The organism is Bacillus sp. BML-BC051 (assembly GCF_019656175.1).
In the GTDB taxonomy this organism is placed as follows: domain Bacteria; phylum Bacillota; class Bacilli; order Bacillales; family Bacillaceae_G; genus Bacillus_A; species Bacillus_A mobilis.
The window spans coordinates 49338-72488 of the sequence record NZ_BPLI01000078.1; the positions used below are offsets into that span (position 1 = coordinate 49338).

Annotated in this window: 25 protein-coding genes, 3 other RNA genes and 1 riboswitch; of the genes, 6 read left to right on the forward strand and 22 right to left on the reverse strand. The window is 35.6% G+C overall.

Annotated elements, in window-relative coordinates:
- Positions 1-6 precede the first annotated feature (6 nt).
- Positions 7-456, forward strand: coding sequence for a hypothetical protein (locus K5S59_RS26165; RefSeq protein ID WP_001235516.1), 450 nt, complete (start codon positions 7-9; stop codon positions 454-456).
- A gap of 157 nt (positions 457-613) precedes the next feature.
- Here the strand turns inward: K5S59_RS26165 and ssrS (K5S59_RS26170) are convergent.
- The 5 genes from ssrS (K5S59_RS26170) to K5S59_RS26190 form a co-directional block, all read right to left on the reverse strand.
- Positions 614-797, reverse strand: a non-coding RNA gene (gene ssrS / locus K5S59_RS26170) — 6S RNA.
- 21 nt (positions 798-818) lie between these two features.
- Positions 819-1001: non-coding RNA, 6S RNA (gene ssrS, locus K5S59_RS26175), on the reverse strand.
- A gap of 116 nt (positions 1002-1117) precedes the next feature.
- Complete coding sequence (locus K5S59_RS26180) at positions 1118-1951, reverse strand: sulfurtransferase (protein WP_120449765.1); 834 nt, start codon at positions 1949-1951, stop codon at positions 1118-1120.
- Between the two features lie 2 nt (positions 1952-1953).
- On the reverse strand, positions 1954-2226 hold the full coding sequence (locus K5S59_RS26185; protein ID WP_000451812.1) for a YpbS family protein: 273 nt from the start codon (positions 2224-2226) through the stop codon (positions 1954-1956).
- Positions 2227-2247: 21 nt separating this feature from the next.
- Positions 2248-2715: a GNAT family N-acetyltransferase gene (locus tag K5S59_RS26190; protein ID WP_000117693.1), complete on the reverse strand. Its 468-nt coding sequence runs from the start codon at positions 2713-2715 to the stop codon at positions 2248-2250.
- Between the two features lie 72 nt (positions 2716-2787).
- On the opposite strand from K5S59_RS26190, the gene K5S59_RS26195 reads away from it, so the two are divergent.
- On the forward strand, positions 2788-3042 hold the full coding sequence (locus K5S59_RS26195) for a DUF3931 domain-containing protein (protein WP_000369740.1): 255 nt from the start codon (positions 2788-2790) through the stop codon (positions 3040-3042).
- A gap of 3 nt (positions 3043-3045) precedes the next feature.
- On the opposite strand, the gene K5S59_RS26200 is transcribed toward K5S59_RS26195, so the two are convergent.
- Positions 3046-6705 (reverse strand): dynamin family protein, encoded by a 3660-nt coding sequence (locus tag K5S59_RS26200; RefSeq protein WP_120449763.1) that lies wholly within the window; start codon positions 6703-6705, stop codon positions 3046-3048.
- 548 nt (positions 6706-7253) lie between these two features.
- Between K5S59_RS26200 and K5S59_RS26205 the strand changes: the two genes are divergently transcribed.
- Positions 7254-8417: a DUF418 domain-containing protein gene (locus K5S59_RS26205; protein ID WP_098237453.1), complete on the forward strand. Its 1164-nt coding sequence runs from the start codon at positions 7254-7256 to the stop codon at positions 8415-8417.
- Positions 8418-8432: 15 nt separating this feature from the next.
- Here K5S59_RS26205 and pbuX read toward each other — a convergent pair whose 3' ends face one another.
- The 13 genes from pbuX to K5S59_RS26270 form a co-directional block, all read right to left on the reverse strand.
- A complete protein-coding gene (gene pbuX, locus K5S59_RS26210; protein WP_097843347.1) occupies positions 8433-9755 on the reverse strand; it encodes a xanthine permease PbuX in 1323 nt (440 codons plus the stop codon).
- A 3-nt stretch (positions 9756-9758) separates the two neighbouring features.
- Complete coding sequence (locus tag K5S59_RS26215) at positions 9759-10352, reverse strand: xanthine phosphoribosyltransferase (protein WP_000866498.1); 594 nt, start codon at positions 10350-10352, stop codon at positions 9759-9761.
- 106 nt (positions 10353-10458) lie between these two features.
- A riboswitch (purine riboswitch) is annotated at positions 10459-10560 on the reverse strand.
- A gap of 116 nt (positions 10561-10676) precedes the next feature.
- On the reverse strand, positions 10677-11423 hold the full coding sequence (locus tag K5S59_RS26220) for a type I methionyl aminopeptidase (protein ID WP_000256350.1): 747 nt from the start codon (positions 11421-11423) through the stop codon (positions 10677-10679).
- Between the two features lie 153 nt (positions 11424-11576).
- A complete protein-coding gene (locus K5S59_RS26225) occupies positions 11577-12050 on the reverse strand; it encodes a GNAT family N-acetyltransferase (RefSeq protein WP_000222796.1) in 474 nt (157 codons plus the stop codon).
- A 46-nt stretch (positions 12051-12096) separates the two neighbouring features.
- Entirely contained in the window at positions 12097-13614 is a 1518-nt protein-coding gene (gene ypwA, locus K5S59_RS26230; protein ID WP_120449761.1) for a carboxypeptidase, read from the reverse strand.
- A gap of 100 nt (positions 13615-13714) precedes the next feature.
- Complete coding sequence (locus tag K5S59_RS26235; RefSeq protein WP_000493698.1) at positions 13715-15652, reverse strand: ATP-dependent DNA helicase; 1938 nt, start codon at positions 15650-15652, stop codon at positions 13715-13717.
- A 138-nt stretch (positions 15653-15790) separates the two neighbouring features.
- Positions 15791-15973, reverse strand: a complete 183-nt coding sequence (locus K5S59_RS26240) for a DUF3921 domain-containing protein (protein ID WP_000376890.1) — start codon at positions 15971-15973, stop codon at positions 15791-15793.
- Between the two features lie 61 nt (positions 15974-16034).
- Complete coding sequence (locus K5S59_RS26245; protein WP_000521222.1) at positions 16035-17174, reverse strand: THUMP domain-containing class I SAM-dependent RNA methyltransferase; 1140 nt, start codon at positions 17172-17174, stop codon at positions 16035-16037.
- Positions 17175-17354: 180 nt separating this feature from the next.
- An RNA gene (rnpB, locus tag K5S59_RS26250) (RNase P RNA component class B) lies at positions 17355-17745 on the reverse strand.
- Between the two features lie 87 nt (positions 17746-17832).
- Positions 17833-18171, reverse strand: coding sequence for a cell division regulator GpsB (gpsB, locus tag K5S59_RS26255; protein WP_000622425.1), 339 nt, complete (start codon positions 18169-18171; stop codon positions 17833-17835).
- Positions 18172-18268: 97 nt separating this feature from the next.
- Positions 18269-18823 carry an SLOG family protein gene (locus K5S59_RS26260; RefSeq protein WP_000862918.1) on the reverse strand — a complete coding sequence of 185 codons (555 nt, stop codon included), beginning with the start codon at positions 18821-18823 and terminating at the stop codon, positions 18269-18271.
- A gap of 56 nt (positions 18824-18879) precedes the next feature.
- Positions 18880-19311, reverse strand: a complete 432-nt coding sequence (locus K5S59_RS26265; protein ID WP_000546278.1) for a CotD family spore coat protein — start codon at positions 19309-19311, stop codon at positions 18880-18882.
- Between the two features lie 156 nt (positions 19312-19467).
- Positions 19468-19968 carry a YppG family protein gene (locus tag K5S59_RS26270; protein ID WP_000487710.1) on the reverse strand — a complete coding sequence of 167 codons (501 nt, stop codon included), beginning with the start codon at positions 19966-19968 and terminating at the stop codon, positions 19468-19470.
- Positions 19969-20145: 177 nt separating this feature from the next.
- On the opposite strand from K5S59_RS26270, the gene K5S59_RS26275 reads away from it, so the two are divergent.
- A complete protein-coding gene (locus K5S59_RS26275) occupies positions 20146-20337 on the forward strand; it encodes a YppF family protein (protein ID WP_000242661.1) in 192 nt (63 codons plus the stop codon).
- A 27-nt stretch (positions 20338-20364) separates the two neighbouring features.
- Here K5S59_RS26275 and K5S59_RS26280 read toward each other — a convergent pair whose 3' ends face one another.
- Both K5S59_RS26280 and K5S59_RS26285 read right to left on the reverse strand, forming a co-directional pair.
- Positions 20365-20709, reverse strand: a complete 345-nt coding sequence (locus K5S59_RS26280) for a YppE family protein (protein ID WP_000875384.1) — start codon at positions 20707-20709, stop codon at positions 20365-20367.
- Positions 20710-20724: 15 nt separating this feature from the next.
- Positions 20725-20967: a hypothetical protein gene (locus K5S59_RS26285; RefSeq protein WP_001252039.1), complete on the reverse strand. Its 243-nt coding sequence runs from the start codon at positions 20965-20967 to the stop codon at positions 20725-20727.
- Positions 20968-21052: 85 nt separating this feature from the next.
- Between K5S59_RS26285 and K5S59_RS30345 the strand changes: the two genes are divergently transcribed.
- Positions 21053-21229, forward strand: a complete 177-nt coding sequence (locus tag K5S59_RS30345) for a phage portal protein (RefSeq protein ID WP_080000094.1) — start codon at positions 21053-21055, stop codon at positions 21227-21229.
- 157 nt (positions 21230-21386) lie between these two features.
- On the opposite strand, the gene K5S59_RS26290 is transcribed toward K5S59_RS30345, so the two are convergent.
- Positions 21387-22412 carry a DUF2515 domain-containing protein gene (locus K5S59_RS26290; RefSeq protein ID WP_033656307.1) on the reverse strand — a complete coding sequence of 342 codons (1026 nt, stop codon included), beginning with the start codon at positions 22410-22412 and terminating at the stop codon, positions 21387-21389.
- A gap of 103 nt (positions 22413-22515) precedes the next feature.
- Between K5S59_RS26290 and recU the strand changes: the two genes are divergently transcribed.
- Complete coding sequence (recU, locus tag K5S59_RS26295; protein ID WP_000155592.1) at positions 22516-23118, forward strand: Holliday junction resolvase RecU; 603 nt, start codon at positions 22516-22518, stop codon at positions 23116-23118.
- Positions 23119-23151 lie beyond the last annotated feature (33 nt).

The following is a 23151-nucleotide window of genomic DNA, read 5'->3' on the forward strand; positions in this document are numbered from 1 at the left end:
GATAAAATGCGATTAGAATATCGACTTAATGATGAAACGAAAGGGTATCCTGCTTTATGGAACTACGCAAATATTTCTAATTCTGAAATCATCGCACGCATGACTTGTGAATATTTTATAAAAGATAAAAATACATATGTTGTTACTGCAACTTCAGTCGATCCAGACGGAACAGCAGTTATATATCTTCAGCAAGAAACTTTTTCTAACGATCCTTCAGATCCTACTTACTTCCACATCGGTTTTGAAATTAGGGAGCTGAAGGATGCGAGTTCAAACTTGATTGAAAGTAAAGATGTATGGAACTATGAAGAAATTTTGCCATCTCTTCATTCAGATACTATATATATTCAGCGCGACGGTATGCATATGGAGTTCACCTTAGATTCAAGAGAGATTGATGAAGATAGAAAATGCTATATTTATTATGGAAATTTCACAGGTGAATCGAGATAAAGTGAAACTTTAATCAGTGGGGGTTTTCTTCATCCCCCACCTAACTTCTTTGCTTTCGCTGAATTTGGAGGTGGGGGTCTTACTGCCCATTAAAGCGGGATAACATGGATATATTTATGCAACAAAAAAACCTTACGTATAAAACGTAAGGTTTTTATTTAGCCCCACATATGCCGTTCTCTCTAGATGTCCATAAACCTGCTCTCACAGGTGGATGCTCTCACAAATGTTTGTAACTTCCTTCTTAAAAAGATGGCATGTTAGCTACATTTAAATATTGAACTTCCATATTAAACTTATTGGTTTAAGACATACATAAGCTACGTACACCGTAGGAATTTTATATAATGTTAGTTGAAATAAGACCCCCGCACGTGCCGCTCCTCGTAAATGTCCAAAAACCCGCTACTCGCAGGTGGATGCCCTCACAGTTACCGTACATCTTCCTCCACAAGGAAGGCTTGATGATGGTCGCTAAATATTGAGCTTCCGTATAACTAACATCGGTTTTAGACATAAATAAGTTACGTACACCGCAGGATGTATTATTTACTTGTCGTTATATTATCACATTGTTTCCAATGTGTAAAATACAAAGTTTTTCGAGCAATTTCTTGCTTGTGACCTTATTTTAATACAAATTATTTTTGCATGCAAGTGATTAATCTTCTTCTTTTGCAATTTGATTTTCTGGATAAGAAATCCAATCACTCCAGCTACCTGCATACAATTTAACATTTTGGAATCCAGCTAATTTCAATGCAAGGATGTTTGGACATGCTGTAACACCAGAACCACAATATACAATTGTTTCCTTATCTTTCGCAAGATTTTGGAATCGTTCTTGTTGCTGAGCTTCATTCTTAAATTGTCCTGATTGTACAATTCCATCCTTCCAAAAATAGTTTACTGCTGTTGGAATATGTCCCGCTTTTGGATCCACAAGTTCCTCTACACCAGCATACCGTTTTGGCTCTCTAGAATCAATTAACGTAATATCTGCACCTGCATGAATATTCTCTTTGACCGTTCCCATCGTTACAAGCATATGATCTTGTACATTTGCTTTGAATGCTTTTCGTTTAGCAACAGGAATTTCCGTTGTTACCGGTAGTCCATTCTCTTTCCAAGCTGGAAATCCGCCATCTAATATATATGCTTTCTCATGTCCTACATAGTTTAATAACCACCAGAGACGAGAAGCATTTGCACCCGCTTCACTGTCATATGCAATTACTTTCGTATGTTCATCAATACCAGCTTGCGAAAGCTTGTCTGCAAACTCCTCAATATTCGGCAACGGATGGCGACCACCATGTTCTGTTACAGGACTTGATAAATCTAAATTTAAATCAAAATATAACGCATGAAGAATATGTTCTTCCTCATACTTTTCTCTACCCCAATTAGGATTCGCTAAATCAAAACGACAATCGATTATACGGACGTTCTCATCTTCTATATGCTCACGTAACCATTCGACTGCAACTATCATCTTTAACGACCTTCTTTCTCTTGCAAACGACTTACATACTCCATAACCATTTCTTTTGTAACATATTTACGCTCTAGTGTAACACCATTTTTTGCAAGAGCATTAATTTGTTTTGTTACAACATTAATGACATCAACCGAAAATTCTTTCCCATTTGACGCAAGAGATACGGCTGCTTCAATAGCTGCTTCACGCTGCGCATCTAATTGTAAACATGCTTTCACACTTTCATTTTGTTTACGAGAATGTGCTGTAATTGCTTTATGTACTTCCATCTTCTCTTCCCCCTAAATAAGTTATACGTTCTGAGTCAATTCCATTGCAAGCCGAATCATATCACGGCATACAATCCCATTTTCAATAATCTCTTCTTCATAATGCTTTGAAAAGTAATCAAAATCAATAGAAAAAATACGAAATCCACATTTTTGATATAAAGCAAGTTGTGAAACACTAGAATTGCCTGTACCAACTTCAAGTTTTGACATACCATATCCTTTAGCAGTTTCTACAGCATGACTTAATAGCTTCTTCCCAATCCCTTTTCCTTGCAAATGCTCTACAACCGCAATATTCATAATTTCCATCGTCTTCGGCCTTGTTTCCAAAAGAACATATACACCTATAACTCTCTCCTCTTGCTTAGCTACATATGTTAAGCCTCTTTGTACATATGCATCAATTTGCTGCTCACTTGGATCAGCAAGCAATAATAAAGGTTTCGGTATAGCTTCTTTCGAAATAGACTCTATTACTACACTCATAAAAAATTCCCCTTTCCCTATTGTTCTAATCCCTCCTTGTCTACCATAAGTAATAGAAAGGAGGGATTCACCATGGACAACAATGAGAAAAAATGCAACGTCATCTCTATTGATGGAAAGAAGAAGAAAAGCGACACGTATTCCTATCCAAAATTAGTAGTAGAAAACAAAACATATGAATTTTCTTCATTCGTCTTATGCGGTGAAACACCAGACGGCAGACGACTCGTTCTTACTCATATGATTTCTACCGATGAATTTGCTGGGTTTGTCAAATCTTTAGATACAGTACTGCAAAAGAAAATCGAACGAATCTTTTTCTCATAACGACTAGATCACATAAATTTCTTTTTCAATCTCCACTAATTGTTTTTGCAATTGTTTTTTACTTTGTTCATATAGTGATACATCAATCGTTTCAGCCAATGCAAATAATATACTTTCATAGTAGTTCATCACATCTTGCTGCATCACTTTTTGGAATAAGTTCCATTTCATATCCCATTCTTGCTTATAATGATGAACAAATAAATCTTTTTCATCAGCTACATAGTTTGATACGAAAGGCTCTAATACAACTTTAGCCTCTTCTTGCATGAAAGCTTTATCATTTTTTTCAAAAAAGCTTTTTTCATTTTTAAAATGTGCCAATGCTTTTTTGAAATCTTTTATTTCAACTGAAGGGAACGGTTCTTTATGTGTAATATCTTTATATTCATAATCCACTGTTCCACTCATAGAAATTGATTCATTTTCTACTTTACAGTTCACCACAATTTCATTCTTTGCACGTTTCATCGCTTCATCTATCCATTTTTCAAGGCGTAATGATGTCGCACGCATTTCTTGTAATAAATCATGCTGAATAAATGCTACTAATTCCATAACGCACTGCTGCAACTGCACTTTCACATTTCCATCCGTTCGCAGCGATGCTGGATTAATAAATTCAGTAAACACATCGTTATAGCGTAGGAATAGACGCTGTTGCACGTAATAAAGCAATTCTTTCACTTCATTTTGCATCGCCTGCTCTTCAGCAAGCACACTATATGATGAAATAATATGAAGTAGTTGATCACGCTCTGCTTCATATTTTTTCGTTTGCTTCTCTTTCTCTTCATTCCCCTGCTTTGCACCATTTATCATATTTACTAAAAGCTGATCTGCTCCTTGCAATGCACCATATAAAGCATGAACAGATACGAGCATTAAATCTCTCATCATAAAGGATGTAAATGATTCCTCAAACTTCGCAATCCCAGAGTTTTGTAATATACCGTATTTTTCTTTTTCAATATCCTTTCCTTGTTTCTCTTCAAGCGCACATAAACTTGAAATTGCAAATAAACGCGGATTTCTAATACCGTATTGCAGTAGCTGGTCTGCGATATACCCTTTTACCATTTCAAGTTCTTCTTCAGACTCTGCTAAATCGGCCGCATTAATTAAGAAGAACATTTTATCAAGAGCAAACGTATCCTTTACACGACCAAGCTGGATTAAAAATTCACGGTCAGCACGAGAGAACACATGATTATAATATGTTACAAATAAAATAGCATCCGCGTTTTTAATATACTGGAACGCAACGTCCGTATGGCGAGCGTTAATGGAATCCGCTCCAGGTGTGTCTACAAGCGCTACTCCTTGCCTTGTTAAAGCACAATCATAATACAGCTCCATGTACTCAACAAAACATGATTTTTCTTCATTCGCTACATAATCAGAAAACTCTTCTAATGTAACTTGTACTTGCTCTCCTAAATGAGCAGAAACCGTATCATACCCTTTTTGTACCGCTCGTAAAAAGCTAAATGTTGTTTTTTGCTTCCCAGTTGGTGAAGAATATTTCATAACTTTATCAATTTGTGCTAACGCTTCATCTAACGTAGTAATCTCAAAATGAAACAGCTTATAAACAGCTTTCATATCTTCTAATAGAGCTTGCTTTGATTTAAATTGAACGATTACTGTTCCGTGTGGTTTTTCCTCTGTAACTGGCAAAATTTGATTAATCGTTGCCGTCGTCGGATTTGGTGACACAGGAAGTACCTTCTCACCAAGCAATGCATTGGCAAATGATGATTTCCCAGCACTAAAAGCTCCGAATAACGCTACTGTAAATTGTTTCGTTTCCACACGACGCCTTTTTTCTATTACCTCTTGCTGTACGTGTTTCAGCGCTGGCAATGGCTCTAATATCGTTTCAGCTTTCTTCACTTTCTCTAATATACGCTGAATATTTAAAGCTGCCGTTCCTTTTATCTCTTCCTCACGAGCCATTACGTTACCGTTTACGCTTTCCTGCTCTTGTAGTGTGAATTTCTCACTAACAATTTGTGTTTTACTTTGCAATATCTCCTCTATTTGCAATCCTTCTGGTGTAGCAATACGCTCGTGCCAAACATTTTTCAAATAACTTTCATATGTCTCTAAATTGTTACTGTATTGCAATTTCGTTTCTTTTGCCGTTTGCAACATCGTATATTTTTCTATCTCTTCTTCAATACGAGCAACTTCTTCCTTCACCTTTTGCTTTAAAACAACTGCACTTTTATCAAAAATTTGTCGTGCTTTTGTAAAATAACGTTTCTTCAGTTCATTCGCTACATCCGCTGTATAAAGAAGTAAGTAATCACCCGTGAAACCTGCACCTTGTTTAATGACTTCAGCTAACATTTCTGGTCCAAAAGCAATTTCTAATGCATATATGTCTTTCCCAATTTCCTCTGTAAACAATCCTTCTTCTTTTAAGAAGGTAACAATAAATTCTTTCACATGGAAATCAAGTTGCGTTTCAACAGTCTTTTGCAAGGCAGAATAAAAAGCATCTAAACGTCTCTGTTTTTCTTGCTCCGTCTTTCCTTTCGCAAATAGCAAACCGACCTTAAACTTAGTTAATTTCGTTTCTAAATACGCATTTGCCAATTCTCTCATTTCAAATGGCATTAAATACGCGTTATCTAATATAGCTTGTAAGCCTTTTATAAATTCGTGTCTCACATGAGATTCTTTACTAGCCTCGCGATGTTTAGTTTCCGTTAGCTCTTCTTTCTTTTCAACTATCGCTGAAATGGAAAGCGGTGATGCTAACTCTTCCTCATATTTCAAAAGAGCTTTTTCATTTTCAGAAAGAATAAACGAGAAATGTTCCCCCATTAAATATTCTGTTTCTCGCTCCATTCCATCTCTGACATACTGCTCTTTTTCTTTCATAATAGAAGTAATTAATTTTTCTAAGCTTCCAATTTCATTATGTGTATGGTTCATCATTCGTAATGAAGTATAATACACTCCATCTACTTCAATATCCCAGTTAGAGAACGATTGTTTTACACTATCTTTATAATCCTCAAACGATAATTCATTTTCTTTATGTTTATCTATTTGATTTACAACGAGATAAACCGTTTTATTACGTTGTTTCAATTCTTTAACAAATTGTAAATTCACTTCCGATTGGACGTGATTATAATCCATCATATAAAAAATTACGTCTGCTAGATGCAGCGTTGATTCTGTCGCTAGTTGATGGGCATCATCTGTTGAATCAATCCCTGGTGTATCAACTAACATAACACCCTCCGGAATTGGCGCATCATTCCGATAAATGTGAACACCAATTACCTCATCACCGTCTTTACAAATTTGTTTTAACTCTTCAGCTGAATATGCACCGTCATACTCGTACTGTTCTCCAGATTTAACCGTTACAACAACACGATCCATCCCTTTTTCAATTTTAACAACGTTAGCGCTTGTCGGAATTGGACTTGTTGGTAATAACTGTGCTTTATATAGATGATTCATCATCGTTGATTTCCCTGCAGAGAAGTGACCGCAGAACGCTATCATAAGCTGCTCTTGCTTATATTTTTGAATCACCTCAAACAACTTTAAACTATTCTCTGCATCGCCGTGTTTTTGCCACTCTTCATAAAAACAAACAAGTTTTTTCATACCGTTTGTCTGTACTATGTTTGTCATCCCCTTGTTCCCCTTTATCCAAGATGTATATACTATACCCGCTATTTGCGAGCTCGTAATCAGTGAGAGTTACCCCTACCCATTGATTACAGTTTCACTTTACTATCATACTAAATTTTCAGCATATTCTCATTAAAAATAAAAAATCCCTTTCATTCTTTTTACAAATGAAAGGGATTTTATGTCATATCACTCATTTTGCTGTTCCTACTCCATTTAAAACATACTTTGCAATAACTGCATATACAGCAACTGTACCTGCTACTAATGCATATACCATACTCATGCACCAACCTTTTTTGATAATGATTATCACTTTTGAATACATTTTATCATTAAAGAGAATCATTATCAACACTTTTCATAAAGAAAGCCCCTTATAAGAAGGAGCTTTACTGCCTGTTTTGAAGAAGGTTAAAACTTGTTGTGCACTCTTATTATATCTCATACTACGCAACTTAATAGTTAAAAAAAATGGAAATCTACCCTATACCCTCCATCTTACATTTTGTATAATAAAAGGGAATTACTTAACAAGGAGGAAAATAATGACACAAAATATTGCGCAAGGCGAGAGGATACACTCCATCGATATTATTAGAGGAATAGCTGTACTGGGTATTTTTCTTGTAAACTGGCCTGTTATCGCTGGGATTGACTCACGTGATCTTTCAGGAATTTATGAGGGGCTAGATAGCTATATCCGTCTGTTTTACGATATGTTTATTCAAACAAAGTTTTATACTATCTTTTCATTTTTATTTGGCCTTGGCTTTTACATTTTTATGACTCGCGCTGAAGCGAAAACAGATCGACCAAAAACTTTATTTGTTCGTCGCTTACTTATTTTATTATTATTTGGTTTCTTACATTACGTTCTTTTATGGGACGGAGACATTTTACATACGTATGCAATCGCTGGATTTTTCTTATTTTTATTTTATAAGAGAGAACCTCGTACCATTTTAATATGGGCAATCGTTTTATTAAGTATTTTTCAGTTTCTTATGCTAATTGCTAGTATTGGGATTGCCTTCATACCAAAGGAGGAACTTGGGTTATCCTTACCAATCATGCCACTTGAAGACTGGGTGTCACAAATACAAAATCGTTTCCATGCATTTTATGCTGATGGAATTGAACTAAACGTATTCATGCTCCCAGAAACAGTTGGGCTATTTTTACTTGGTTTATATGCCGGCAAAAAGGATATTTTCCGCCGTACGAAAGAGTTAGATCCAAAGCTTAAAAAATGGCAAATTATTATGTTCATTTTAACATTGCCAATGTGGTTCTTCATGGTCCGTTATTTCTTATCAAAACCATCTTATGAACCAATTTATATGCAGGCCTTTACAATGTTTAGCGGAAAGACATTATTCATCTTCTACATTTTCACGCTCATGCGCTTATTACAAAAAGAAAGATGGCAAACATTATTACGACCATTCCAATACGTTGGACGAATGGCGTTAACAAACTACATTTCACATACAATCGTTACGTTACTTGTATTCGGACTATTGTTCAAAAATAATTATCTTGCCCCATTATGGGTAGGACCACTATTCTGCATCGGTTTCTACACGTTGCAAATCTTTATTAGCCGCTGGTGGCTGTCACGTTATCAATACGGGCCACTTGAGTACATTTGGCGTCTTGGTACGTACGGGAAAATGATGCCACTTAAAAAGAAAAGCAAGGTCTCATAACGAGACCTTGCTTTTTTACGCTTCTCTTACTGCACTTTGTATAGAAACTGGCTCTTCTTTTACTTTCGCTTTACGCTGCGGCACCATATTAAATACAATATTTAAAAGTACTGCTGACGCACTTCCAAGTACAATTCCGTTATCTGTTAAAATACGAATATTTTCAGGAAGTTGTGAGAATAAAGTAGGAACGACTGTAACTCCAAGTCCGATTCCGACAGAGCATGCAACGATTAATAAATTTTCTTGTTTACCAAAATCAACGCTACTTAACATTTTAATGCCATATGCCATAACCATACCGAACATCGCTAACATTGCACCACCAAGTACTGATTTCGGAATGATTGTTGTAATCGCTGCGATTTTTGGAATGAACCCAAGAACGATTAACATACCACCACAAGTATAAATAATAACGCGATTTCTTACTCCAGTTAATTGAACAAGTCCTACATTCTGAGAGTATGTTGTATATGGGAACGCGTTGAAAATACCACCTAACACCATCGCTAATCCTTCTGCGCGATAGCCTTTTGTTAATTCTTTTTCACCAATCTTTTTATTGCAAATATCAGATAATGCAAAGTAAACACCTGTCGCTTCTACAATCCCTACGCAAGCAACTAAAATCATCGTAATAATTGGCGTCAATTCAAATGTTGGTGTTCCGAAGTAAAATGGCTGAATACCATGGAACCAATCAGCCTCTCCAACTGCTTGCAAGCTTACTTTCCCCATAAATGCCGCAACGATTGTACCGAACAATAGACCTAGTAAAATAGAGATCGAACGAATAAATCCGTCAAAAAAACGATACATAATGATGATAAATAGTAACACACCAAATGCTAACGCTAAATTTTCAAGACTACCGAAATCCTTACTTCCTACTCCTCCAGCCATATCATTAATTGCTGCTGGAACAAGTGTAACTCCAATTACGGTAACGACAGATCCTGTTACAACAGGTGGAAACAGTTTTACAAGCTTTCCAAATAATTTCGCAAAAATAACAACGAATAACCCAGCAGCAATAATTGCTCCATAAATAGAAGATACGCCGTATTGTTTTCCGATTGCAATCATCGGCCCAACTGCTGTAAATGTACAACCAAGTACAACTGGGAGTCCAATACCGAAAAAGCGATTTGATAATGCTTGTAAAATTGTCGCAACGCCGCACATTAATAAATCAATTGAGACTAAGTATGTTAACTCTTTTTGATTTAAACCAAGTCCGCCGCCCACAATAAGCGGAACGATAATTGCGCCAGCGTACATAGCAAGCATATGCTGCATACCAAGCGATGCAATTTTAAATGGATGTTGCTTCATTGCTTATTTCACCTCCGCAGTTTCATGCTGTACAAATGTAACTGTGCCGTTATCAAGTGATGCAATTTCTGCTAGTGACTCAACACGAACTCCTTGCTCACGAAGCTTCTTTCCTCCATCTTGAAATGCTTTTTCAATAACAATACCAATACCTGCAATACTTGCTCCTGCTTGCTCTACTAAACTCATTAAACCTAAAGCAGCCTGACCGTTTGCTAAAAAGTCATCGATAATTAAAACACGATCCGTTTCATCGATATGATTTCGAGATAATGAAATTTCATTCGTTTCTTGTTTCGTAAATGAGTATACGTTTGCAACGTACATATTATCTTGTAACGTTAACGATTTACGTTTTCTTGCAAAGATTACTTTTACACCAAGCTCTAATGCAGCCATAACTGCTGGTGCAATGCCTGAAGATTCAATCGTCACGATTTTTGTAATGTTCTCTTCTTTAAAACGGTTAGCAAATTCTTTTCCGATCTCTTGCATAAGTACTGGGTCAATTTGATGATTTAAAAATGCATCTACCTTTAATACGTCACCAGATAAAACCTTTCCTTCGTTCAAAATCTTTTCTTGTAATACTTTCATGTTTGTTCCCCCTCTTATGCAATAAAAAACTCCAAAAGCCGCCACCACTCGTTACAAGTGAGAGACGCGCTTTTGGAGTTTCGCAAAAAAGAATGCTAAACAAGCAAATATATTCGTCCTCACTCATAGTCAAAGTATTTACGGTACTTCGGTAGAAACTTGCAGGCCATATCCCCGCGATTATATGAGTGTAGCTAACTATTTATTTTATAGATGGATTATAACGCACTTTTTATACTTTGAAAAGCATTTATTAACAAAACACGTACAAATTTTATAAAAATATCATTTTCGTTCGATTTTTGTAAACTCTTACATATTATTTCAAAGTGTCGTTAAAATGATTGGACCATCTTTTGTAATCGCAATTGTATGCTCATATTGAGCTGATAATTTACCGTCCATCGTTCTTGCAGTCCATCCATTTAAATCTACTTTAGAATAGCGCATGCCTACATTTACAATGGGCTCAATTGTAATTACCATTCCTTCTTGTAGCTCAGGTCCTTGTCCTTGTTTACCAAAATGAAAAATTGCTGGTTCTTCATGAATCTCTTTACCGATCCCGTGTCCTGTAAAGTCTCTTGCAACAGAAAAACCTTCATTCGCTACATAACTTTCAATTGCATAGCCAATGTCCCCTACATGATTACCGATTACTGCCTGGTCAATCCCTTTATACAAAGCATTCTCAGCTACTACTAATAACCTTTCTGCTTCATCAGAAACTTTTCCAACTCTATACGTCCAAGCAGAATCTGAAAGACCACCATTTAAGTTTACTACCATGTCAATTGTTACAATATCGCCCTCAGTTAAAGGAATATCGGCTGGAAACCCATGACACATTTCATCGTTTACAGATGCACATATCGCATATGGATACCCGTTGTAACCTTTTTGTTCGGATGTCGCACCATGCTTTTCTAAATATGCTTCAACAAACGTATCAATTTCTTTTGTCGTAATACCTGGTTTCATCATTTTCGCAATTTCCCTATGACATGAAGCAAGTAATTCCCCTGATTCGTGCATCAAATCTATTTCATTTTTCGTTTTAATTGTAACCATGCTACCTCTCCTTGCTAAACTACTATTTGCTACTAAAGTTCAATCATACACATCCCCTGTCAAAATTTCAAAACTCCCAATTACAACAAGTACAAAAATATGTATCATATATTTTTAAATCAAAATAAAAAAACAGAAGACCCCCTCTGTTTTTTAGTTATTTTTACATATATAACTCATCCTCAAAAACTCAAAACAACTACCATTCGTCTTCTGGACAAACGTCCCAACTGCTTCAAATCCTGCTCTTTTATACACTTTGATTGCTCTCTCATTAAATGTCGCTACTGATAATGTTATATAATTGCAACCATATTGTTCTTTACTAAAAGCTAGTCCAGCTTTTATGAACTGTAATCCAAATCCATTTCCAGTTATATCAGGTTTCATTCCAAGACCTATATCAACCGCTCCATCACTTATTTTACAAACAGTTAAAAAACCAATTAGAGCGCCATTTTCCTTCACAGAAAATGTATGATCCCCTCTACTGTCTCCCGCTAAAAACTCAGCTAAATCTTCTTCATCTGCCTCTATATCGTAAAAGGAATATTTCCCTTCATAATGCCAGTTATATGCAATTTCTTCTGCTTCTTCTTGCGTCATTACTGTATATGTATAAGTCATTCTTCCATCCCCTTTAAAAAAGGAGCTGCAATTAAGCAGCTCTTTTTTATAACTCATAAATTTCTTTATACTTCGCTTCTAAATAATCCGCTAAGTAGTTTGCATTTAACCCTTCACCTGTCACATCTTTTAAAATTTCAAGTGGCTTTTTCGTTTTACCGTATTGGTGAATATTTTCTGTTAACCATTCACGAATTGGTGTTACATTTCCTTCTTCTAATAATGCATCAAAGTTCGGAATGTCTTTTAACATTCTTTGCTTAAATTGCGCTGCATACATATAACCAAGCGCATAAGATGGGAAGTATCCAAATGAACCACCAGCCCAGTGAACATCTTGCAATACACCTTGTGCATCGCTTTCCGGACGAATTCCTAAATATGCTTCCATCTTATCATTCCAAGCCGCTGGCAAATCCTTCACTTGTAATGTACCATCAAATAATTCTTTCTCAAGTTCATAACGAACCATGACGTGAAGCGGATATGTAAGCTCATCTGCTTCTATACGAATGAATGATGGCTTCGATTCGTTAATCGCATCATAAAACTCGTCTACCGATATATCATTGAATTGACCATCGCTATACTCTTTTAATAAATCATAATTTTTCTTCCAGAATGATTTATTACGACCGATAAAGTTCTCAAAGAATAATGATTGTGACTCATGAATACCCATAGAAGTTCCACTACATAGCGGTGTACCTTCGAATTTCTCTGCAATATTTTGTTCATATACAGCATGGCCACATTCATGAATTGTTCCAAACACTGCCATACGGAAATCTTTTTCATCATAGCGTGTTGTAATACGAACGTCCCCTCTATTTAATGTAATCTCAAATGGATGTACCGTTTCATCAAGACGACCTGCTTCAAAGTCATAATTTAATTGCTTTAATAGCTCTAATGTAAAATTCTTTTGTTTTTCTTTTGAAAAATATTCTGATAAAGCACTTGTCTTTAATCTCTTTTGCGATTCCGATATTTCTTTTACGAGCGGAACGATACGCTCACGAAGTTGACCAAATACATGATCTAACACTTCTACTGTAATACCTGGCTCATACATATCTAATAATGTATTATATTTATATGTTTCGTAACCCCAATATGTAATGAACTTCTTTTTAAATTCAACTATTTGTTCTAAATAAGGACGGAACATTTCGAAATCGGATTTTTCGCGAGCTTCTTCCCACACACTTTCCGCTTTCGCTTCTAATTTCACATATGCTTCATATTCCGCTTGTGGAATTTTTTTATTTCTATCATATTCTTTACGACATTCTTCAACCATTTTCTTCGTCGTTTCAGAAAGCTTATCTTCACGTATTAAAGCTTCAAGTTCTGTTAAATAGTTCCCCATCTCATCTGAAGTCGACATTACAAATACTTCTGATGAAAGCATACCAATTACTTCCGAACGCTGGTCTACACCTTTTTTAGGCGCACCTGTTCTTAAGTCCCAAAACATTAAGCTTAATGCTTCTCCGTAATTTTGTATCTTTTTCACATATGTTAAAAATTGTTTTTCTACTTCATATGTAGCTACTGTCATCGTATAAAACCTCCCTTTTCTACCTCAAACTTAATTCGACATGGAAATCTAAATTCCTTTTATAATAGAAAAAAAGCTTGGCAAGCGCCAAGCTTTCTCCTTATAATTCTTTACCTTCTACTGGTAGTACGTTTTTCACCGCTTCTATCACTTTCTCATCTTCTGTATCAGATAAGAAGATTGATATAGCACCTTTATCGTCGCTCGTACGAATTAAACGCCCAATCCCTTGACGAAGACGTAAAATCATATATGGTACATCTACATCCCAGAATGGATCATTTACATGTTTACGCTTCGCTTCAAACACTGGATCGTTTGGAGGGAATGGTAATGACCAAATGATAACATGAGATAATGATGAACCAGGAATATCTAAACCTTCCCATAAATGAACGGCACAAAGTACAGTCTCTTCTTCATTTTGGAAACGAGAAACGAGCTGACTAATTTCTTGATCCCCTTCATATAGGAACGGAACTGACATTTGTTCTTTACTAACATATTCTTTAAACGCTGCAAGTTCTTGTGTTGTACGGAATAATACAAGTGTACGTCCATTTGTTTTCTGTATATTTTCAAGTGTATATTGACACTTTCTTTCCCATTCATTTTCTTTCGTATGCGATAGTAAGTTTACTGCCATTTGCTCCTCATAATCAAACGGTGAGGCAACTGAGAATGATAAGTAATCTTTTACCCCTAGGCTATTTGCTGTAAATGCGAATGAATCGTTATTAGATAATGTAGCAGAAGAGAAAATATACGGGATTTTCTTCGAGAATACTTTCTCTTGTAATACTTCTTCTACTGCACGTGGCATAATCACTAACGTGAAGGCTCCATCACCTTCTTCACCCCATGTAATTACATTTTTCTCGTGCATGAACAGACGAAGTGAATGCTCTAATACATCTAAATGTTCATCAACGATATTTAAATCATACGTGTTTACTGTATGCATTTCACTTTCAAATACTAATGCATCGCCGACTTCACCAATTTTCGCATAAAGTCGCTTCGCTTCAGCAGTTACTTTTTCTGTCACAGTAATTTCTAAACGATCAGAACCGGCAATTTCTTTTTTATTTTCTTGTAACACATCAAAGAATCGCTCTGTTTGCCAAATTGTTTCTTCTACTAAATGCGCAAACTCTTCACGAATATCGTTTTGCAATAATCTTGTTAAAAGTTGCTCCATCATCGTTTGCTTTAAACGATACGTTAAAGCTTTTTGAGCTGCATATTCTACAAGATGTCCTTCATCAAATACAACGCAGCTACTTTCTGGTAATAACGGAATTTGCCCTTCACGTTTACGTGCATCATACGTCCAAATATGATCCATATAGAAATCTTGAGAACAAATAATTAAATCTGCTGCTTTACGATAATGCTCACGAGAAAGAGTTTGACCACAACGATGACGAGAATCACAAGTGAAGCAATCTTGGAAGTAGTCCCAATTTACTTTTGACCATTCCTCATCATTTAAAAGTGGAAATTCTTTTCTGTCACCGTAGTGAGTAAAGTTTTGCATCGTACCATGATCGAATACAAACTGCGGTAATTCGTAGTATACATCTTCAATTACTTCTGGAGCTCGTCCACTCATAACATCTTCAAGTTTACGTAAACATAAATAATTATCCATTGATTTCGCAAGTCTAACATCAACAGATAGCCCTAATGCTTCAGATAACTTAGCAATGTCCCCTTCTTCTTTCACAAGCTGCTCAATTAACGTTTCATCAGCACAAGCGATAATAGCTGGTTTTCCAGTATAACGCGCATAGCAAATTGCATATAGAAGATATACAATTGTTTTCCCTGTTCCTACACCCGCTTCTGCGAACATTACTTTCTTTTCTTGGAAAGCACGCTCTAATTGAAACGCCATAAAAATTTGTTCATCACGCTCTTCAAAGCCTTTTTCCGGAAGGATGTCGTAAAACACATCTCCAATCCATTCATTCAACTTATCATAAAAATTATCTTGTTTTCCTACTTCAAATGGTAATCTCTTCTCAGTAAACATCCTTAGCCTCCAACCAAAAAGTTTTTCTATAAAAAGATATAGCAACTGCTACTCATATGTGTGCAGCCACTTTCCCCTGTTGCCATACATAGAAATACACGAAAAAAAATTTTCCTTTCGAAAAAGGAAAATTTTTTTCTATATTAATGACTTTAAATACCGTTTATCAATCGCTGTTTCGTGTGAAAGAGCTGACAAATATTCTTCTTGTGCTTTTTGTATTTCATCTACAATCGCACCTTGGCTACCCACTTCTTTCCCGATCTCATCATACGTACGATGAATAGCTTTTTGAATCATCGATAATTGGAAACTATCCATATCAAGTCCTCCTTTACGCATTACATAATAGCCAGTATATGCGCGCTGGAGGAGTTTTATACTATGAGTTACGCGGTGGACGTTTTCCGAAGTATTGGTAGTAATCTGTACGGATAAATCCATTAAACAGTTTACGTTTCTTCGATGCATCTTTTCCGTAACATTTTTCAAATGCTTCGTAACTTGTTAATACATACGCTGACCATGTGTCTAATGGGCGGAATACTTGTCCCATTTCTTTGTACAATTGTTCAACGAGTGCTTTTTCACTTAAACGTTCTCCGTATGGAGGATTCGTTACAACATAGCCATAATCCTCTTTTGTCGTGAAATCTTTTACTTGCATTTGTTTAAATGTGATTAAATCACCTAAACCTACTTCTTCAGCGTTATCTTGAGCAACTCGGATCATACGATGATCGATATCTGATCCAATGATTTGTAGTGGTTGATTGTAATTCGCTAAATCCTCAGCTTCTTGACGAGCTTCACGCCAGTTTTGTTTACCAATCCAGCCCCACTCATCTGATGCAAAGCCACGGTTAAATCCTGGTGCGATATTTTGTCCAATTAATGCTGCTTCAATTGGAATTGTACCTGATCCACAGAAAGGATCCACGAAAGGACGATCTGGCTTCCAGTTTGTTAACTTAATTAAAGACGCAGCCAATGTTTCTTTTAATGGAGCTTCCCCTTGATCCATACGGTATCCACGTTTATGAAGTCCAACACCACTTGCATCAATTGTTAATGTTGCAATATCCTTTAGCATTGCGATCTCAATACGGAATAACGGACCATCTTCTTCAAACCAAGTTGTACGTTTGTATGTTGTTTTTAATTTTTCAACGACAGCTTTTTTAACGATACGTTGGCAATCCGAAACACTGAACAACTCAGATTTTAATGATTTACCGATTACTGGGAACTCTCCGTTCTCTGGAATATAATCTCCCCAGTTTAATGCTTTCGTTTTTTCAAACAGCTCATCAAATGTTGTCGCTTTGAATTCGCCAACTTTAATTTTCACACGGTCCGCAGTACGTAACCATAAGTTCGTGCGACAAATCGCCTTTTCATCTGCTTCAAATGTTACTTTGCTGTTTTCCACTTGGCATTCATAACCAAGATCACGAACTTCTCGGGCAACTAATGCTTCAATACCCATTGCCGCTGTTGCAATTAAAGTAACTTTTCCCATTTGCATTCACCTCTTATGTATAGTCAAACAATAATTAATAGCAATTTGTCCTATTAATCATTACATTTTACGAAAAATTTTCTCATTAACCATTTTAACTCATAATTTATAACTTCATACAAATAAAAAGCCCTCCTCTAACAAAGGAGAGCTGAGTTATTTCATAGTTGGTTCATAACGTTCTGTAAGCCATGTTCTGTTCCTTTGTACTGCAAACGGCCCACGCCTCGTACTCCGGTGGCAATCATCTATCTACAGGTTATACAACCTGTCCTTTCCCATCGTTCATTTCCTTGGAAAAGATTCCCCTACCATTATTTGGGTTTCTCGCTCGTGGGGTTTACCTCGTTCCACTCCTATCATTTCTTCAAGGACTTCGTCACTGTGGCACTTTAAAGGTAGTCAAACCATATCCGAAAGGACTTAGGTTTTTTCCCTGCCGTTAAACCAGCCTTACAGCCAGAATACCCTAGCTTATGAATTGGCTAGGCACGAACACTACAGCCATCTCAGGCCGTGCGAGCATGGACTTTCCTCTACAACGTTGGCGTTGCAGCGATTACCCAAACGTTATGACATCCATTAGTATAGTGGAAACAAAAAGATTTTGCAATGTTTTTTTCTATGTAAAATGCTTTAACCTTTTTACCACTAGAAATTATTCGTATAACTTACTTCCAAATACAGCTTTTTCTAAATTAGATAGACGTTTTAAAATGTCCGTATTCGTGTTGTTATATACAGGTTGTGCAACTGGTGTTTGTACAACTGGTTGTTGTGGCACTTGCGTTGCTACTAATTTTTGCTCCTCTAATTCACGCTTTAAACGAGCATTTTGTTGCTTTAATTGATCAAACTCCTTGTGGAAAGCTTCATAGTCTTTAATGATCATATCAAGAAACTTGTCTACTTCTTCTTGTTGATAGCCTCTCATGCCTGTTTTAAATTCTTTTTCTAAAATATCTTTCGCTGTTAATTTAATTTTATCCGAAATCATTTTCTTCACCTCAAATTTTTGCCAAAACTTTCATTACCTAAATTTTTTCAGAAACAATGCCTTTTGTCAATCATATATACGAGTACTATATTACATATTACTCAGCATTATTCCACTGTTCCTCTTCTATTATATCTTGTAAATCGGAAAAAAGAATAAAATAACTGTGATAATTTTCTATTTCTCCTTTTTTCTTTGCTGCTTCTACAATATATTTAGGACTCCCTGGTTTTTCTTCATCATATACAGCTAAAAGTGCATCACTTTTTTCAATAAAAAATTGATTTTTTAATTTAAATTGCTCTGGGCTTTCGTACTTCCGTTTCGTAATACTATCAATATGGTCTGCTTGAGAGAGAATACATTCGTAATATTCACGGTTATCTTCCTTCCAGTTTTCTTCTTGTTCTAAAAACGGAGTAAATACCGCTAATTTTAAATCTGGATATTCTACTTGAATGTCAAAAACAACTTCAGCAGCCCATAATTCGACCCCTAACTGCCCACTTATTATCACCCATTCCAAACCTTCTTCTACAAAAGTAGTTAATTTTCGGTGCAATGCTTTTTTTATACATTCCACCCCTGGATGATCATTTTTAAATATACCAAGTTCAAATGGCTTATATCCTGTTACAGCAATAACTTTCATATCAACACTCCAATTACAAAAAAAGAACTAGCATTTCGCTAGTTCTAACATATCATTTACTTTTTAAACATTCCACCAACGTTTGGTCCAATATTCGGACCTACTGGTGATACATTGTTTGGTAAAAATGGCGATACATTTGGTCCAAATGGTGATACGTTCGGTCCAAACGGAGATACATTTGGTCCTGGACCAAATGGAGATACGTGATGGCCATGATGGCCATGACCACATGGTCCACATCCGCCGCCAAATCCTGGATCAGCCGGGTCTACAACATTTACATTTGAATTTGTTTGTGGGAAGAAGTTTTGGTTTTTAATTTGTTGATGGTGTACATGTGTTGTATGTGTTGGGAAAATGTGTGGCACCACCGTTGTTGAAAAAGAATGTGTTACACACTGTTTCGTCGGATGAATGACAGGAGCAGTTGTACAGATAGGTCCTACAGGCTTATGCCCTCCAAAACAAGGATGACAATGATGCATAGTTTTTTCTCTCCTCTCTCGTTAAAAAAATCTGACTACACTTTACAATATGAGAAGAGAGGGAAAGCCGTTTGTTATATATACCCATTTATTCCAAGGAAATTTGTCTAGCCTTCTGCTTTATACGTAATGCTTTTTATAGACAACCCTCCAAAATTACTTACCAAAAAAACCTCCAACTTGCTTTACAATACCTGTCACTTGATTCATCGCATTCATCATTTGTCCAGCAGTATTCATCATTTTATTTACATCATAGTTACCATCTGAGTTTTTAAATTGGGAAACAAAACTAGAAAATTGACTCGGTTGCTGTTGTTGTTTTTGTTTATTCTGCGTCGGGTATGGTTGTTTTGGTGGATAAAACATCGCTTGTTGATTTCCATAGGGAGATGGTGGTGGCATATAGTATTGCGAATTCATATAAGACTGCTGCTGTTGATCCATATAAGGTTGTTGTGGATTCATATAGGGTTGCTGCTGTTGTTGCGGTTGGTTCATAAACGACACTTCAAATGGCTGGTAATAATTTTGATTTCCATAATGAGGCTCGAAAGGATACATATTATACCGTAAATATGTATCCGTATTATATTGGTACATATTTTGCTGTGCATATGGATTAGATTGCTGATATACGTTAGATTGTTGAAACATGCATTCTCTCCTCCTTCACATAAGTTTCTACATATATAATATGTACTTGTAAAATAATTTGTGTGAAGGAGTATCTGTCTATTTTTGTCGGAAGTTTAAATTTTTAAAAAATTAAAAAAGAAAACCCTTCCATGCTATGATAATGAAGAAGAAGATTCTCATGGGGGAGGAATCAACATGGTATTAGGGGATTTAAAACAAGCGTTTTCTCAAAAAAAGGGGTATTATACAGAGAATGTAAATGAATTATTAGACTTTGCGAGACATTGGTATCTCGAAGGGAAAATATGCATTTCAGATTATCGAACATTAATAAAAGAATTAGAAATAAACGGTGCAACAAAACCTACAACAATGACAGAAGCATAAAAAAAAACAAGAGGGTTTCCCCTCTTGTTACTTACATTGCTCAATTATATTTTGCAAAGTATACGAAATGGCTTGATGTGTTTCAAAGAATCGCTTACCTTTACCCTTATTTACAAAACATTGCAATACATTTGTCTGTAAATTATCGTACACTTGATCAATTTGCTGTACATGTATATACTTCGGTTTTTCTTCCTTAATCCATTTATAAGCTAATTCTTTCCACACTTTTAATTCCTCATCTACCATATCTACAAATGGTTTCATATCCTTATAAAAATCATACTCAATCATTTCTCTTTTTTTCACATTCGCTTCATTATTATACTGCATGAGTTTTTCTGAAGATTGTATCAATTCTTTATACTTCATTTGATTCCCACCTTATTATGCACTCACTACGACGTTTTGAAATGCCTTCACCCAATTCCCTTTTTCTTCGTGATGCACTAATTTGTTTTCCATATGTTCAATATGCATTTCTGTTATTTCTATCTTATTGCATATTTTTTCACTCTTATCTTTCAATGCATGATTCATTCTAATCCCTATATTCATTTCCAGCAAATCGAGAGAACTTAACATTTGATCCATTGTTTTCATTACATCTTCCTTCTGAACCATCGCCATATACAAAACGCCCCCTTCTTTGCTTTTCCTTTGTCATGTAATTTCGCCGAATGCTTCCTCACTCCTGCCCACATGACAAAACTAGTTGTTATTCGTCAAAGAAATCATTTTGTATGTCATTGATAGAAATGGTAACAATACAAAAAGGAGGTGTATGGAAATGGTAAAGAACAAAAACGAAAAAAAGAAAAAACAAAACAAACAAAATAAACCCGAGACTGGCAATCCAAAGTTAGATGGTCCTAACTTCCCTGCTACATAAAGTGAAACTTTAGCACTTTTACAAAAAGCTAATTTCTGAAGCATCCTTAATCTCTTATGTTCATTACGTTTTGAGATTAAATTTTTCACACACATGGCAGGATTACTTCACATTAAGAAGTCCCGTCTTCATTTATGAAGACGGGACTTCTTTTCTATTATATCACGAACTCATCCATCCTTTTAACAAAACGATTTACAATAGAAGCAACATAGATTTGCTCCCTCTTTCTTTTATACCATTCCGTTATATCAACTTCACCCTTATACTCTTCCAGTAAAAACAACTCATTTATTTCCGTATCTCTACAAAACCAATCTCTCATGCTTATTTCCTTATGTGCGACGACAGGATAAACCTCTCTAAGGACTGGCGTACAAGATTTTCTAGCCTCTCTTACAAAACATTCATAATCTGCTCTTGATCCTGTGTGTATAGTTTGCAATGCAAACCTATGGAATAAACTTTTATAATTCGGATGAAACAGTAAATCCGCTAATTTTTTCCCTAGTTCTATACGCTTTTGTAACGTTTCAAATTGATAAACTGAAAACCCATACATCCTCCCTTCAACTGTTGGAAAAATAACAGCACTAATATGAAGCATTTCTTGTAATTTAAAAAGTGCAGTATGAAATACATGTTTTTTAAAATATGTATTCTCAATAACTGGTTTTTGAATTTTATTTTGCTCATTTATAATAAGCGCTGTCATGAGCCTATTTCTATCTTTTTTCTCCCAAAAATAAATCCATTCTTTTTCCATAAAAATTGATACGTTGAAATATTGTAACAAATGGAATAGCGGTACCTGTCTCCTCTTACTTTCTTCGTATAACAATAGCTGAGGAAATGCATCTAAAAAAATAATCCAATTCGCTTCTTCATAAGTCAGAAACAAATGTTTTTTTACTGTTTGAGATAAAACAGTAGCATAATACCTCCCTTTTAAATCAGTCATATTCCATCCCGCATTTCTCGAGACCATACTTGCTAAAAAAGCCCACCTAATTTCACTATTTCTTACATAATATTCTTGATAGGACTGCGTTCGAGAAATGTTGTCCATATTAGCTATTTCTATTTCCCTCTTAATGTTGTAAACGATTGTTTTTTCTTCTTCTGTACAAACCATATTTTTACGATATTGTTCAATTTTTTTATAATCATTCCATGTAAACATGAGCCAGTCATCATACCTTTCTTCAAAAAGGTCACATCTTTTTTCATTTTTTGTTATAATCACCTTTGTAAGTAATTCTTAACAAGTTGGGAGTGGACACACTATGACCATTCGTTACCCAAATGGAAAACGGTACAATCAAGCTTCACAACCTCATAAAACACCAATTAAAAAACATACTTATAGTAATAGAGGTATGTCCCTTGAAGAGGAATTAAATGAAACAAATGAATATTACTTAACCCATAATATTGCATGTGTACATAAAAAACCCACCCCTCTTCAAATTGTAAAAGTAGATTACCCCGCTCGAAGTGCTGCAGTGGTAAAAGAAGCGTATTTTAAACAACCTTCTACAACAGATTACAACGGTGTATATAAAGGGAAATACATCGATTTTGAAGCGAAAGAAACAAAAAATAAAACCAGCTTTCCACTTCAAAACTTCCACCTTCATCAAATTGAACATATGAAGCAAGTAATTGCTCATAATGGGATTGCATTTGTTATTATTAAATTTACACTTTTTGATGAACTTTATTTATTAGATGCAAAACATATTATTGCATTTTGGAATCGTCAAAATACTGGTGGACGAAAATCAATTACGAAAGAAGAAATAGAAGAGCATGGATCTTTATTATCATGCGGTTATCACCCTCGGATTGATTATATCCGTGTACTAGACACGGTTTATTTTTCGTGATAGAGTCATCACTAAGGCTCTTTTTTCGACTTT